Origin of the sequence: Aeromonas sp. R4-1, assembly GCF_040908325.1 — a bacterium.
Lineage (GTDB): Bacteria > Pseudomonadota > Gammaproteobacteria > Enterobacterales > Aeromonadaceae > Aeromonas > Aeromonas veronii.
The window spans coordinates 1-13,149 of the sequence record NZ_JBFODM010000061.1 but is presented as its reverse complement, the minus strand read 5'-3'; the positions used below and the strand labels follow the sequence as shown (position 1 = coordinate 13,149).

Genomic DNA, 13,149 nt, shown 5'->3' with positions numbered 1-13,149 from the left:
CAGGGCGAGAGCGTGAACATATTGTTAAATTGACTTCAATTCAGCCAGCCCTGAATCCAATACCTTTTCCAGATATGGGCTGCTCATGCCCGCAAATTGCTGCTTCTTCCGCAAGCTTGCCTTACGGCTGGTTTCGGCTCGCAGCATGTTTTGCGCCATGTGTCGTGCACAGGCCAATATTTGAGGGGCATCACCTCGATATATCTGGCAGGCATCCTCATTCATCACGACATCCAGAACCCAGTGCAGGCTATTTTCAATTGCCCAGTGCCCTCGTACCGCTGAAGCAAACTGCTCTGGTGTCAGTTCAGCCGAGCTGATGTAGTAGCGATACTCCATCGAAAATTTTTCCATATTTTCAATTCGATAGGATATTGCGACACCGACAGTCTTCAGCGATTTCCACTCTGGAAATTGCTCTGATAGTGCTCCGGCTGGTAACACATGGTACTCGCGGCCATCGATGCGACCGTGCTCTTTCTCGACACTGAGCGTTTCTTCACTCAGCGGCTTCTTGGTCGACTCGGCCAGAGCTGCGCGTACTGCATTATGCAGTGTGGGCTGGTTACCTTTTACCGCCAGCAAGTAGTCGCCACCGCCCTTGACTATGGTTGAGGCTATTCCAGTCTGGCAGCCCATGGCATCGATGGATACCAGGCAGCCTTTTATATCGAGGAGTGCCAGTAATTCAGGAATGGCGGTGATTTCGTTAGATTTCTCATCTGTTTTGACTTGCCCGAGCACCAGACGATTCTCAGCGGCAAAGGCACTGACCATATGAATGGTAGACTGACGACTGTCTCGGTCGTAAGAGCTGCGTAAGGTCTTGCCGTCAATGGCAATCAGCTCACCATCGGTACGTTCTGATGTTGCTTGCATCCAGCGGACGAAGGCGTTCTGGAATTGCTCCGGTTGAATACGGGAGATGATCCTGGCTATGGTGTCGTGAACAGGTAATCCGTTATGAAACAATCCATTACGCTGAAACCATTCCAGATGTGCCTCGCCGAAAAGCTCGATATCTTCCCAACCTTGAGCTCCACCAATAGCAGCACAGACGGTGAGAAAAACCACATCGAAGAAGGGGTACGCGATTTTGGTTGTCTGACGAGGGTCTTCAAGTTCGGAGAAGAATTGGGTAAATGCCGCTTGATGGTTCATGACGAAACTCCCGTAAAAGAGAGTATAAGATCACACCCTGTTCGGTCGGTCAAATCCTCGTGCCCTGCTTAAAAAACGTTCGCGATCTTGCCCTGCCTCAGGTCCCAAGTCTAACCACCCCATCTCCACAAGTGCACTTTGAGCCCGTCGCTTTAACTCAAGCCCCGTTTTTGCGTGGCGCCAAGAGCGAAGCCATGTAAGTTCCAACATGTCATTCATAGTTGGTGTACAACCGGCCTTCTGTATTTTAGGCATTTCTTGGTATAGATTACTTTTTCTATTTCTCGACGGAATTCTGTCTGTGTTATTACCGGTAAGGAACAGTTCTAACGTTCTTGCTTTAGCGTACGAATTGACAGATTTCCTAACTCTTTTCCCATCGACGACCACATCAACCTGCCAGCTGCCACCCCTTTGTCTAATCATCTTCACAAACTCCAAATAAATACACATGAAAGGGTTGTCAATGTGAGGGATTATTGCAGTGTGTTCAACTGGCAATAATTACAAGCAATCCCAATATTGGTATTAATGTTTATTTAGGCTTGGTCTTGGAAATAGGGGGGACTCTAAACTCCCCCCGTCTCACATGTAGTTTTATTCAGGTAAAGCTATACCGCTCTGGGTTGCAATCCGCTGCACCTGGGCTTTGCGCTGGGTGATCTCAGAGAGCTTAGCTTTCAGTATCTCTTCCTCGTCGCACAGCCCCATCCATTCCTCTTGGAGCTTCACAGGGTTGGCCTTGGCGGCTTCTACCTGCTCATACTCGGTCGTGGGCTTGGAGGGCTTGGTGTAGCGAGATTGGTCTTTTCCGAAGCCGGTAGCTGCCAGGACGTCGAAACGGGCGACAGGAGCGTCTGCTTCATCTTCACTCAGGGAAAAAGTAGCGTTACCGTCCACGTCGAGGCCGTCAGGCCCGAGTAGTTCTTCGAGCTGTTCATTAACAAAGGAAGCCGTTGCACGGGTTTCAGAGCGGTCTTCAGTGGATGCCATCGGGATGGCCGAGTTGGAGACCTCGGGGGTGCCCGGTTTTGCCAAATTGGCATTTTCGGGCGCCTTTTTTGAAACCACCTCGTCTACTGTGCTGGAGCCCATCTTGAAGAGCTTGGCAATCGCACGATTGCTCATTCCTTCTTTGTGCTTCTCCAAAATTGCAGCGTCACGGCGCTCTTTGCACTGCTGGGACAAGGACGGAATTGGCTGCTCTTTTGTCCCCTTGTAGTTGCTGTATCCCCGCACGACAGCGGTCCGTGCAGCTCCGATTGCTTCAGCGATCTTGGTGGTGTCCGGCTCGAAGGCATTCTTCATGTACTTGCCGTCGCCAATCTCCATCATTTTCTTGATGATGATGTAGTAGTCGGCGTTGGTGTTGCCTTTACCGTGCTGGACATTCGCCCCCATTGCCAGCAAACGGACCTCTTCTCTGGAGGACGCAGGGACAATCACACATTGGTCAACAGGGATCTCCAGAATGTCCAGGCGGCGGTACGCTTCGATCCGGTGGAAGCCGTCTGTCAGGTAGAGGTGGCCATCTAGTTCAGCCAGACGGATTTTTGTCTTGAAGGACACACCACGTTCGATCAGGTCCATCATGTCGAGTACGTTGTCGTCGTCCATGTTGGCGCGGAACTGGGTGCCAGCGGAACGGATGATGGAGGTGATTTCGATGGTGGAAACAGTCATTTGGTCATTCTCCTATTGTCATTCGAGCCACTTGTGGGTCTCTTCGGGCAAAAGAAACCCAAACCCACGGGCGGTAGGTCTGGGCGAGGATCTTCAGGATTACTCAGATTGGGTCGAGATTATAACGACACCTATGCGGGGGGAAAATCAGGGGGCTCACAGACATGCTTATCAAGGTTCGCTGTATTCCCTGAGCACAGGGGTATAGATAACTCCTTCTCCTGCCCTTACTTGATGGACAATGTTGATAGGTGATGAAGGGGAGGGTGGAGGGAAACGTTGGTGGTGTCCAGATTCCCCAGTCTGGCGTTTTCGTACAGTCCCAAGATCCATCGCCGGGTACTCCATTTTTGCCCCAAGGGCATTTCTGAAGTAGTCCCGCAGTCCGTCGCAGGGTGTTGCATGTTCCTGGTTCAAGGTTTTGCACAAGGCCACTCACTGAGCCTCATTGGGAGCTCGACATGTTCAGCCAATGAATACTGTTGATAGGTCTTCCTTGCTGGTCATCTGTCCTGAAGTCATAACTCGGTGGTCCTATGGATGATCAGGGGGAAGCGACAACAGGACAGCACTTGGGCCGTCCTCGGGTAGTCTTAAAGATACCTGTAGTAAGTAGTGTATAGAGAGATAGTATCCAGGGTATCTAATAGAAGTCTTTAGTATTGGTCTTTTCGTATCCCCCCTATGGTCAGGGAAAAGTGACTAGCTCCAATTGCCCCTGCTCTGGAGGTCTCTGGAAGGTGTCTTAGTAGTGTCTTCGGGATAATCGTCGGGAGTGCAGACCTCGGGATGTACCCACAGACAACAAACAGGGGCACTCAGACGAACAAGCCCAGAGTCAGCCCCATAGCCCCCTTATGCCCCCTCCAGATAACCGCTTAGACGCTCTCTCTGCTCACCTTACGTCTTCCCCCATACAAAACCCCACACGCTCACCCCTGCACGATCTCACGGATCCACAGAGAAAGCCTGAAGACAGCAGGGACAAGGATTGAAGGGCGAAGGGAGGTAATGAGAAGGGACCAGGGGGACAGGCGCAGGGCCATCGTCGAGTCCTCCCAAACGACAAACCCCCAAGGTGTCGCGGTGAACAGCTTCGGGGGGCGATTGGAAGATTCGATCAAAGTGGGTTACTCGATCAGTTCTTTCTATTGGTCAGGGTAAATTAGCTTTCTCTAATGTGCTTTGGGACAGTCCAGGTGATCTGTTCTTTCGATGGTCCCAGGCTCAACCGATAGACACATTCGATCAACTCAACTCCCCATCCTCTCGCATCCTTGTTGATAGACGATGGACAGTCGCTCGGCTGACTCCATGAAGCGTAGCGATCTCCCGCAGGGACTTACCGCCTTCCAGCAGGGTCGCCTTGATTGCATCCTCGTCGATACTCTTGGGCCTGCCTGTGTACTTCCCCGCAGCCTTAGCTTTGGCGATCCCTTCCATCTGACGCTCCTTGCGTAGAGCCGTCTCGAACTCAGCAAAGGCGCCCAGCATGGTGAACATCAGCTTCCCTTGGGCTGTCGTCGTCTCTAGGTTCTGGTCCAGTACACGCAGGGTCACGCCCTTGGCTTCCAGTTGCTCAGTAATGTCCAGCAGATCAGCGAGAGAACGGCCCAGACGGTCCAGCTTGGTGATCACCACATCATCCCCCTCTCGGACATACCGCAGGAGTTCTGCTAGTTGCTCACGACCATCTGTGCTGGTCCCTGATACCTTCTCTTGGTACACACGCTCACAACCGGCTTTTGTCAGCTTATCCAGTTGAACATCCAGCGATTGACCGACAGATGACACTCGCGCATAACCGATAACCTGTCCCATTACTCTCTCCTACTCAATCCACCAATGCCCAAGCTGTCATAGGGACTTTCCCCGCATCAAAATGCCTTCCAGCCGCTATCTCTGCTTGCCGGTGGTCAATCGCTGCGATGACCTTCAGCTCCTCTTGGAGGCCCGTAGCAGCAGCCTTATCAAGCATCCTTGGGGCAACTCTATCCAGTGACTTCCTGTCCTTAAATCGGCGAAGCCTGATAACCAAGTCATTCATGCGGAAAGCTCCTTCATCTTCTTCCTATTGCTTCAACGGGAGTCCTTGTCGGTGTCACGCTGTCACATTAAGGTCTTAATCTGATGGGACTTAGATTATGAAACAGAAATGAGACAGTCAATAGCCCCGTGTGAAAGAAGTTCATTAGGGTATACCTCAATGGGACGAAGAGGCAGTCTGAGAGACACTGCAGGAGGCAATAGGAAGATGCAGGTGCTCGCCTGTGTGTTAGCAATAGGATGGCTTGGGGCAGGGACAAGGAGAGGGACAGGCAGGCGCTCGGACGGTGAGAGAAAGAGGACGGGAGGGCTGTCTAATGGCTGGTTCTTGTGGGGTGGACGGGGGGAAATCGCGGGCGCTTAATCACTGAAGAGGACATTCAGATTTTTCCAGAATTTACCGAAGGGTCCCTATTGGGTAAGATGTGATCTTGTCCAAATTTGACTGAGAACCCACATGGATCAAGCCACGAATACCTTAATAGCCCTTGGTGGGGGACTACTAATTGCTCTGCTAGGGTGGGCATTTTCATCTTCTAAAGTTGAAATGCAAGTGGTTGACGCCGATGATGCTTGGTCTCAGTTTGATGGGGTTACTTCTTTCCAGCTCACCTTCTATCGACAATCAGGGAATACCCATCGTGTCGTGCAAATTCATGGCACCCGAGAGGACGTAGAGGCAGAAATCAGGAAGGTGTTCAACCGCGCAGGAATAAGAGACCAGTACATGGTGGGAACACGAGGGGATGCAATTGATTACTGCCGTGCATACCATAACCACCGTGGGTCAAACGAAGGTAAAAAGGTCGGTGGTTGCTTGGTATCAGCAGTGTAATAACAAGGACAGAAGATGAAGCGTGATTGGGATACCGTAAGGGATGTACTTACAAAATTAGAAGGATTGCCAAACACAGACCACTACTTGTCACTTGGGAATTTTGAGCTTACCGATGCGAATGCCGCGTATGCAATCTCCTACCACATGGAGTTGCTGATTGAAGCGGGGCTAGTTGAAGGGAAAATGAGCCGAGTTCTTGGTGGTGGTCCCATAAACTTCACCGCGACGCGTCTTACATGGACAGGTCATGAATTCCTAGACGCAATCCGCAGCGATACCGTGTGGAACAAGACTAAAGAGACCTTTACAACCAAGGGGCTCGACATGACTTTTGAGACCATCAAAGCCGTTGCTGCTGCTGCAATGACCTCCATGCTTGGACTCTCTGCCTAACACTTATCTAACATTACTCCTACTTGAAATCTTAGCCTCTGTGGACCTGAAGTTTTTACGTAAGAACGCGTTATGATCTATGAGAATGATTTGCTTCAAACCTTGGTCCATTCTTCCTGCCCAGCACACTGTTGGAGGCCATAGGAAGATGTCGGGAATCGTCTATGATGGGCTGGGAGCAGGAGAGGGGCGACATGCGTTCAGACTGCGAGAGAAATAGGACAGCAGGCTGTCTAGTGCCTGATTATTGGGGGGGCACGGGGGAAATCATGGGTGTCTAATCACTGAAGAAACCGTTCAGATTTTTTGAGAATTTACCAAGGGGCAGACTCAATGCTGCTACCCCCTGTTCTCTTGCTCTCCCGCCTTCTTAGAGACTCTGGATAAATTGCATGGTCTCGAATGTATTATTGCCAGTACACAAATCTGTCACTAGCTCAGAAGGCACTTCTTTGACGCTCGCATTGTACGCATTATTTTGCTCAGCAAGCAGAAGACCAAGGTTCGAGACAAAGTAAACCGAAGTCCCCACATACGCACCAAGACGATTCTTCGCGTTAACTTCGACACAGTACCCCAACTCAGTCTTTACGATGTCGCCAAATTTCGCAGAGCCAGGATCAACAAGCGTCTTTTCAACTGCCTGCATAACATCACGGTTTTTCCCAAATAGCTTGGAAAAACTGAATGAGTCTTGGGTTGTGTAAATCGCCAGCGCGATCATAAATCCTGCGCCAAGTATTGAGTAACTAATCGCTTTAGTGCTCATGCTTGCTCCGTTTTGACTGTATTCTCAGCAATTTAACTCTCTTTATCTGGCTGGTCAAAGCTAAGCGAGAGAGTCGCTGGGGTACCATTGAAACCTCGGACCAGTCCTCCAGCCCTGCACACGGCCCGACCGCTTGCTCACCTTCCGGTACTCACCGCCCAGCAGTATTTCCCAAACGCTCCCATTCTCTCCCAGCACAGGGAATTCCTGGCCCTCGGTTATCCCCAGTCCAGCCTCCACGCATACCAGCTTTTTCTGTCCGTTCATCGTTGTGCCCTCAGCATGTCCTTGAGCTTCTGTAGGGCGTTCCTGTTGTGCTCTTGGCTGGCCTTCTTGCAGGCATCCCATTCCTCCGGTGTCTTGATGACTCGCTTGTGGTCGAACATGGCGAACTTACTAACAGACGAAGAAACGGGTGCGTGATCCTTGTTACTTTGTTTCTGTTTAGAAGAAGTCAAAGACTTAGCCGGACGCTTGGTGCTGGGGGTACGGAAAAGGGCTAGGAGTGCCGACCCGATTCGGTACACAGAGGCCAGATTCCAGTTGGCTATCTGGTCGTGCTTCCGGAACTCGGTCTTGAAGAAGCCGATGGCTTCCAGACGACGCAGAGAGTTACGGACAGTGCGGGTGGTGCAACCGATACCCTTAGCGATGGTCCGCAGGTAGAGACTCGCAGCCCAGCCTTGGGCCTTGTTAAGGTGCCGTGCGATGAAGAGGGCGACTTCCTTGGTGTAGTGGGTCCCGAAGGTGGACACTGGCTGCTTGGCAAGGGTGGTAACAAGCTGGTCGCTGTGAGATAATGTGTAGCTGTTCACGGGAACTCCCATTCTAACATTCGTTCCCACATCTATTTGTAAGTCATTGATTTACCTTAAAATTTAAAGAGCCCCCATGAAGTTCATTATCAAGCTGTTCCCGGAAATCACCATCAAGAGCAAGTCGGTTCGCCAGCGCTTTATCAAGATCCTGCAGGGCAATATCCGCAATGTCCTGCGCCGCTTCGACGACGATGCCCGCGTACGGATGGATTGGGACAAGCTGATTGTGAGCTCCCGCAATGACCAGTTCCGCGAGCAGGCAATTGAAGCCCTGGCCTGCATTCCCGGCATTCAGGCCTTCCTCGAGGTACAAGCCAGCAAGTTTACCGATCTGCACGACATCTTCGAGCAGGTGAAAGCCGTGTGGGGCGACCAGCTCAAGGGCAAAACCTTCTGCGTGCGCGCCAAGCGCCACGGCAAGCATGAGTTCTCCTCCCTCGAGGTTGAGCGCTATGTGGGGGGCGGTCTGAACCAGCACTGCGAAAGCAATGGTGTGCGCCTCAAGAACCCGGATGTGAAGATCAACCTCGAGATCGACGGCGAGGAGCTCTTTATCGTCAGTGCTATTCATCAGGGTCTGAGCGGTATGCCCATCGCGACCCAGGAAGATGTGCTGAGTCTGCTCTCCGGCGGTTTTGACTCCGGCGTGGCGTCGTTCCAGTTCATCAAGCGCGGCTGCCGGGTACACTACTGCTTCTTTAATCTGGGCGGTGCTGCCCACGAAATCGGCGTCAAGCAGGTGGCCTATCATCTGTGGAACCGTTTCGGCTCCTCCCACCGGGTACGCTTCACCGCTGTGGACTTCGAGCCGGTGGTTGCCGAGATCCTCGAGAAGATCGACAATGGTCAGATGGGCGTGGTGCTCAAGCGGATGATGATGCGTGCTGCCGCCAAGGTGGCCGATGAGTTCCAGATCCCGGCACTGGTGACCGGTGAGTGTGTGGGTCAGGTCTCCAGCCAGACTCTCACCAACCTGAACGTGATCGACCGGGTGACCGACAAGGTGATCCTGCGCCCGCTCATTACTTGGGACAAGCCGGATATCATCAACGAAGCCCGCCGTATCGGCACCCTGGAATTTGCCGAGACCATGCCGGAGTATTGCGGTGTCATCTCCAAGAAGCCGACCGTGAAGGCCGAGCTCTCCCGCATTGAAGAGGAAGAGGGCAACTTCGACTTCGCCATTCTGGACAAGGTGGTCTCTGAGGCCCGTTACCTCGATATCCGTCGTATCGGTGAAGAGACTGCCGCTGAAGTACAAGAGGTGGAAACGACTCAGGTGCTGGGCGCTGACGAGGTGATCCTGGATATCCGCTCTGCCGACGAACACGACGAGAAGCCGCTGGTGGTGGAAGATCGTGAAGTGCTGCATATCCCCTTCTTCAAGCTGGCCACCGCCTTTGGCGATCTGCCCAAAGAGAAGACCTACCTGCTCTACTGTGATCGCGGCGTGATGAGCAAGCTACAGGCGCTCTATCTGAAAGAGAAGGGCTTTGACAACGTCAAGGTGTACCGCCCGTAAGCGTGTTTTTCACCTTCAATAAAAAATCCGGCCAATGTGCCGGATTTTTTATTTCACAGAGTGAGCAATGACTATCAGGGACAGGGAACCGGAGTGAAGGAGTCTTGCCCCTGACAACGCCAGCCCATTTCTGCCTCCCGCATCTGCCACAGGTTGTTGCTGCGATAGAGGGTCAGGATGTAGATCATGTCGCTCTTGCTGCCGTCGAGGGCGACCGAGAGCACCAAGTCATTGTCCAGTTGCTGGGCATGGATGCGGCTGGGCGTGTCACCATGACCGACGAATCGCAGAGCTACCTCACGGTAGTCATTAACCCAGTTTTGCTGTTGATGGCTTGCCTGGCGTATCTGCTGGTTGAACTGCTGCACCGGCGCCGAGGCCAGTCGTCCAAATACCACTTGTGCTTCGGCGTGGGCTGCCGTCACGTTCGCCAGGAGAAGGGTGGTAAGCATACCGATTTTGCGCATGAGAAGTTCCGGCTAACAACGACTGCTTCTATGACAACAGAAAAGCCTATTTGGTTCAACGCGTGGCCCACAGCGACATGATGACGCTGTGGGCCTGCTCTCAATTGCGTTGCAGGGAGAAGGTCGGTAGCGAAAGATGCCAGTAGATAGCCGCGACCCGTAGGCCAAACACGGCCGTCATGCAGATGAGCATGGCCGTTACCCTGTCCATGTTGGCCTCAAGCGCCAGGGTATAGAGAATGCCGCCAAGGATACAGGCGGTGGCATAGATCTCTTTTTGCAGCACCATGGGAACCTCCCGCGCCAGTACATCGCGGATCATGCCACCGGCAACCCCGGTCATGGTGCCCATGATCACGGCAATCAGCCCTGGGGTGCCGAAATTGAGGGCCTTCTGGGCACCGATAACGGTAAAGAGGGCTAGCCCGAAGGCATCCGCCACCGGCAGCACATACCAGGGCATCCTGCGGGGCAGCTTGACCATCCACATACCGATCAGCGCCGTCGCAATGACGACCCAGATATAGAGCGGGTCGCGCACCCAGAACACGGGGGTGGCTCCCAGGATCATGTCACGGATAGTGCCGCCGCCGATGGCAGTGACCGCCGCCAAAACCATGACGCCAAACCCGTCCATTCTGAGTCGTCCAGCCACCAATACCCCTGAAAACGCGAATACCGCAGTACCAAACATGTCGCTGATGTAAACAATCTGCTCAACCAGTGTCTGCATGGAGAACAACTCACGCCAAATTGTTGATGGGGCCGCGATTTTAGGGGTTGGTGAGCCCAATCGCCAACAGTGCTCGACAAAATTGAGAGTCGGGGCGGATTTTTTATCGCAGCACGAACCGTTAGTGTCTCGTTTGTCCCCTGCCATTGGCGAGCTTCAGAAGGTTGAGGCCATCACAGGTTTAGGCCCGATTTTTTCCTTAAGTATCCCCCCGACCCGCCGATATATAAGGTAAGCGGCGTTAATGCGATGAAGCGTTGAAAAAAATGCTAAAGACATCCAAAAACGAGCCGTTAAATAAGACGCATCGGGCACAAACTAAAAAGAAAGCCTGAGCTAATAAAGAGCAAATTTAATCGCTTAGGAGAAATATCATGAGTATGTATGTAAATACCAACGTATCGAGCATCAACTCGCAGCGTAACCTCTATAACACCAACAAGGCTTTGGATACTGCGTATCAACGACTCTCCTCCGGCTTGCGAATTAATACAGCTAAGGACGATGCGGCTGGTCTGCAGATCTCCAACCGCTTGACCTCCCAGATCAACGGTTTGAACCAGGGTAACCGTAACGCCAATGACGGCATCTCGCTGGCCCAGACTGCTGAAGGGGCGATGGAAGAGATCACTGGCATGTTCCAGCGGATGCGGGTGCTGGCTGAGCAATCGGCAAACGGTTCAAACACCGCTGCTGACCGCACTGCCATCCAGCAGGAAGTGCGACAGCTGGCCACCGAAATCAACCGGATTGCCAAAGATACCACCTTTGGTGGCACCAAGTTACTCGATGGTGCCTATAAAGGTATCTTCCAGGTGGGGGCCGATGCCAAGCAAACCATCAGCTTTACACTCTCTCAGGCTGGCGGCTTTAGTATCTCGGGATTGGGTGCTGCTGCAAGTGTCGCCACGGTTTTTGGCACGGCTGCCACATTGTCAGTGTCGACCCAGGATAACGCGCAAAGTGTGTTGGGGGCGGTGGACAAGATGATTGCCCGGGTGGATAGCAAACGTGCCGAGCTGGGTGCCATTCAAAACAGGATGGAGTCAACCATTCGCAACCAAGCCAACATAGCTGAAAACGTCAGCGCTGCCCGCTCCCGCATCAGAGATGCTGATTTTGCACAAGAGACGGCCGCATTGACCCAATACAACATTCTGCAACAGGCAGCATCAACTGTGCTGGGGCAGGCAAACCAGCGTCCCAATGGCGCACTTCAGTTGTTAAGAGGTTAATAAAAATGAAAGGCGGTTGTTCAGGCCGCCTTTCGGTAGGACGCATCAGAGGGTGTTCGGGAAATCATGTCTCTGATAAGTCACAACACTGTAGTAAACTATTATGCTCAGCGAGCGCGGTTTGCAACTGCACAACCTGACTCGCCACATTCTCCTGAGCTAAAGCTCGTTGGCCGACCTTGAGTCGGCCTTTTTTATAGCACTGCTCATGCTTTTGTTGTCATAAAACACAAAGCATGAAACATGCCAGTTTGAAGTTTTAGCTATGTTGGCGGCGGCTGGTGCGGATCTATCCGACGGTCTGACCATCAGTCAGGCAGATGCTGGTCTTGATAAGTCAATATATTGACGTCGAACGCGGGGTACCGAGGCGTGCGGTGACCCTGCTATCTCCTCTTCCCGCTTCTTTATCCTTATATCCCCCCATGTTGACTGGAACCCACAGGTCGGGGCGGCAATGTTTTGCCGCCAGCGGCAAAAAATCCTCAAGCTTGTTGCAACGCGGCCGTTAACCAGAGTAAGCAAAAGAAGGTGTTCGGGACTCCTGAATTTTGCGGTGTGGCGGTGGTTGTCTGTTCAAACAACTGCCGCTGGTCGAGAGTCGAAGGGTTTGTTCACCCCTTCACTCCCGGATTGCAACAGGGCTGATGTTAGCGAGGCCTGCAGTCTGTATCGAATGGGAGAAATATCATGTCGATGTTTATTAATACCAATGTGTCCTCGCTGAACTCTCAGCGGAACCTGATGAATACAAATAAGGCGCTGGATACCGCCTACCAACGCCTCTCCTCTGGCTTGCGGATCAACAGTGCCAAAGATGATGCGGCCGGTCTGCAGATCTCCAACCGTTTGACCTCCCAGATCAACGGTTTGAACCAGGGTAACCGTAACGCCAATGACGGTATCTCTCTGGCACAAACCGCTGAAGGGGCGATGGAAGAGATCACCGGTATGTTCCAGCGGATGCGGGTGCTGGCCGAGCAGTCAGCCAACGGCTCCAACACAAATGCTGACCGTTCTGCGCTGCAACAAGAAGTCAAACAGTTGGCAACTGAAATTAACCGGATTGCCAAAGATACTACTTTTGGTGGGACCAAGTTGCTGGACGGCACCTATAAAGGGGTTTTCCAGGTAGGGGCGGATGCCAAACAAACCATCAGTTTTTCACTGACTCAAGCCAATGGTTTTAGTATTTCAGGCATAAATGCCGCCGCTTCAGCCGCTGGAGGATTCGCTTCAATTGCGACGTTGTCTATCTCAACCCAGGATAACGCACAGAGTGTGCTCGGTGCAGTGGACAAGATGATAGCCGGGGTAGACCGGAAACGGGCTGAGCTGGGTGCAATCCAGAATCGGATGGAGTCGACCATTCGCAACCAGGCAAATATCGCCGAAAACCTCTCATCTGCCCGGTCTCGGGTACGTGATGCGGACTTTGCAGTAGAGACGGCGACGCTGACCCAGTACAACATTTTGCAGCAGGC

General features: G+C 52.5%; 13 protein-coding genes. 5 read left to right on the top strand and 8 right to left on the bottom strand.

Annotated elements, in window-relative coordinates; translation table 11 throughout:
* Positions 1-24: 24 nt before the first annotated feature.
* The 4 genes from AB5Y90_RS10680 to AB5Y90_RS10665 form a co-directional block, all read right to left on the bottom strand.
* Positions 25-1,161: an ISAs1 family transposase gene (locus tag AB5Y90_RS10680; protein WP_024943479.1), complete on the bottom strand. Its 1,137-nt coding sequence runs from the start codon at positions 1,159-1,161 to the stop codon at positions 25-27.
* 597 nt (positions 1,162-1,758) lie between these two features.
* Positions 1,759-2,844 carry a hypothetical protein gene (locus AB5Y90_RS10675; protein WP_257119734.1) on the bottom strand — a complete coding sequence of 362 codons (1,086 nt, stop codon included), beginning with the start codon at positions 2,842-2,844 and terminating at the stop codon, positions 1,759-1,761.
* A gap of 1,248 nt (positions 2,845-4,092) precedes the next feature.
* Positions 4,093-4,665 carry a recombinase family protein gene (locus AB5Y90_RS10670; protein ID WP_017779893.1) on the bottom strand — a complete coding sequence of 191 codons (573 nt, stop codon included), beginning with the start codon at positions 4,663-4,665 and terminating at the stop codon, positions 4,093-4,095.
* A gap of 13 nt (positions 4,666-4,678) precedes the next feature.
* Positions 4,679-4,891: an Hha/YmoA family nucleoid-associated regulatory protein gene (locus AB5Y90_RS10665; protein ID WP_010673871.1), complete on the bottom strand. Its 213-nt coding sequence runs from the start codon at positions 4,889-4,891 to the stop codon at positions 4,679-4,681.
* Between the two features lie 456 nt (positions 4,892-5,347).
* Here AB5Y90_RS10665 and AB5Y90_RS10660 point away from each other — a divergent pair, with 456 nt between their 5' ends.
* Together AB5Y90_RS10660 and AB5Y90_RS10655 are read left to right on the top strand one after the other, a co-directional pair.
* Positions 5,348-5,725, top strand: coding sequence for a hypothetical protein (locus AB5Y90_RS10660; RefSeq protein ID WP_257119733.1), 378 nt, complete (start codon positions 5,348-5,350; stop codon positions 5,723-5,725).
* A gap of 15 nt (positions 5,726-5,740) precedes the next feature.
* Positions 5,741-6,121, top strand: coding sequence for a DUF2513 domain-containing protein (locus AB5Y90_RS10655; protein ID WP_019840385.1), 381 nt, complete (start codon positions 5,741-5,743; stop codon positions 6,119-6,121).
* A gap of 370 nt (positions 6,122-6,491) precedes the next feature.
* On the opposite strand, the gene AB5Y90_RS10650 is transcribed toward AB5Y90_RS10655, so the two are convergent.
* Both AB5Y90_RS10650 and AB5Y90_RS10645 read right to left on the bottom strand, forming a co-directional pair.
* Positions 6,492-6,890 (bottom strand): hypothetical protein, encoded by a 399-nt coding sequence (locus AB5Y90_RS10650; protein WP_128830517.1) that lies wholly within the window; start codon positions 6,888-6,890, stop codon positions 6,492-6,494.
* A 263-nt stretch (positions 6,891-7,153) separates the two neighbouring features.
* Entirely contained in the window at positions 7,154-7,705 is a 552-nt protein-coding gene (locus tag AB5Y90_RS10645) for a hypothetical protein (protein WP_257119732.1), read from the bottom strand.
* A gap of 76 nt (positions 7,706-7,781) precedes the next feature.
* Between AB5Y90_RS10645 and thiI the strand changes: the two genes are divergently transcribed.
* On the top strand, positions 7,782-9,230 hold the full coding sequence (gene thiI / locus AB5Y90_RS10640; RefSeq protein WP_279487459.1) for a tRNA uracil 4-sulfurtransferase ThiI: 1,449 nt from the start codon (positions 7,782-7,784) through the stop codon (positions 9,228-9,230).
* A 74-nt stretch (positions 9,231-9,304) separates the two neighbouring features.
* Here thiI and AB5Y90_RS10635 read toward each other — a convergent pair whose 3' ends face one another.
* Together AB5Y90_RS10635 and AB5Y90_RS10630 are read right to left on the bottom strand one after the other, a co-directional pair.
* A complete protein-coding gene (locus AB5Y90_RS10635; RefSeq protein ID WP_005333978.1) occupies positions 9,305-9,697 on the bottom strand; it encodes a hypothetical protein in 393 nt (130 codons plus the stop codon).
* 100 nt (positions 9,698-9,797) lie between these two features.
* Positions 9,798-10,430 carry a trimeric intracellular cation channel family protein gene (locus tag AB5Y90_RS10630; RefSeq protein ID WP_005333975.1) on the bottom strand — a complete coding sequence of 211 codons (633 nt, stop codon included), beginning with the start codon at positions 10,428-10,430 and terminating at the stop codon, positions 9,798-9,800.
* 374 nt (positions 10,431-10,804) lie between these two features.
* Between AB5Y90_RS10630 and AB5Y90_RS10625 the strand changes: the two genes are divergently transcribed.
* Together AB5Y90_RS10625 and AB5Y90_RS10620 are read left to right on the top strand one after the other, a co-directional pair.
* The gene (locus AB5Y90_RS10625; RefSeq protein WP_213388852.1) at positions 10,805-11,665 is read left to right on the top strand and encodes a flagellin; all 861 of its coding nucleotides are present in this window, start codon (positions 10,805-10,807) and stop codon (positions 11,663-11,665) included.
* Positions 11,666-12,355: 690 nt separating this feature from the next.
* Positions 12,356-13,149 (top strand): flagellin (locus tag AB5Y90_RS10620; RefSeq protein WP_368166864.1); only part of this gene is annotated, 794 nt, incomplete at its 3' end.

Excerpts from the sequence above, each read along its gene's own strand:
- AB5Y90_RS10680 (WP_024943479.1), bottom strand. The coding sequence starts at position 1,161 with ATGAACCATCAAGCGGCATTTACCCAATTCTTCTCCGAACTTGAAGAC.
- AB5Y90_RS10675 (WP_257119734.1), bottom strand. The coding sequence starts at position 2,844 with ATGACTGTTTCCACCATCGAAATCACCTCCATCATCCGTTCCGCTGGC.
- AB5Y90_RS10670 (WP_017779893.1), bottom strand. The coding sequence starts at position 4,665 with ATGGGACAGGTTATCGGTTATGCGCGAGTGTCATCTGTCGGTCAATCG.
- AB5Y90_RS10665 (WP_010673871.1), bottom strand. The coding sequence starts at position 4,891 with ATGAATGACTTGGTTATCAGGCTTCGCCGATTTAAGGACAGGAAGTCA.
- AB5Y90_RS10660 (WP_257119733.1), top strand. The coding sequence starts at position 5,348 with ATGGATCAAGCCACGAATACCTTAATAGCCCTTGGTGGGGGACTACTA.
- AB5Y90_RS10655 (WP_019840385.1), top strand. The coding sequence starts at position 5,741 with ATGAAGCGTGATTGGGATACCGTAAGGGATGTACTTACAAAATTAGAA.
- AB5Y90_RS10650 (WP_128830517.1), bottom strand. The coding sequence starts at position 6,890 with ATGAGCACTAAAGCGATTAGTTACTCAATACTTGGCGCAGGATTTATG.
- thiI (WP_279487459.1), top strand. The coding sequence starts at position 7,782 with ATGAAGTTCATTATCAAGCTGTTCCCGGAAATCACCATCAAGAGCAAG.
- AB5Y90_RS10635 (WP_005333978.1), bottom strand. The coding sequence starts at position 9,697 with ATGCGCAAAATCGGTATGCTTACCACCCTTCTCCTGGCGAACGTGACG.
- AB5Y90_RS10630 (WP_005333975.1), bottom strand. The coding sequence starts at position 10,430 with ATGCAGACACTGGTTGAGCAGATTGTTTACATCAGCGACATGTTTGGT.
- AB5Y90_RS10625 (WP_213388852.1), top strand. The coding sequence starts at position 10,805 with ATGAGTATGTATGTAAATACCAACGTATCGAGCATCAACTCGCAGCGT.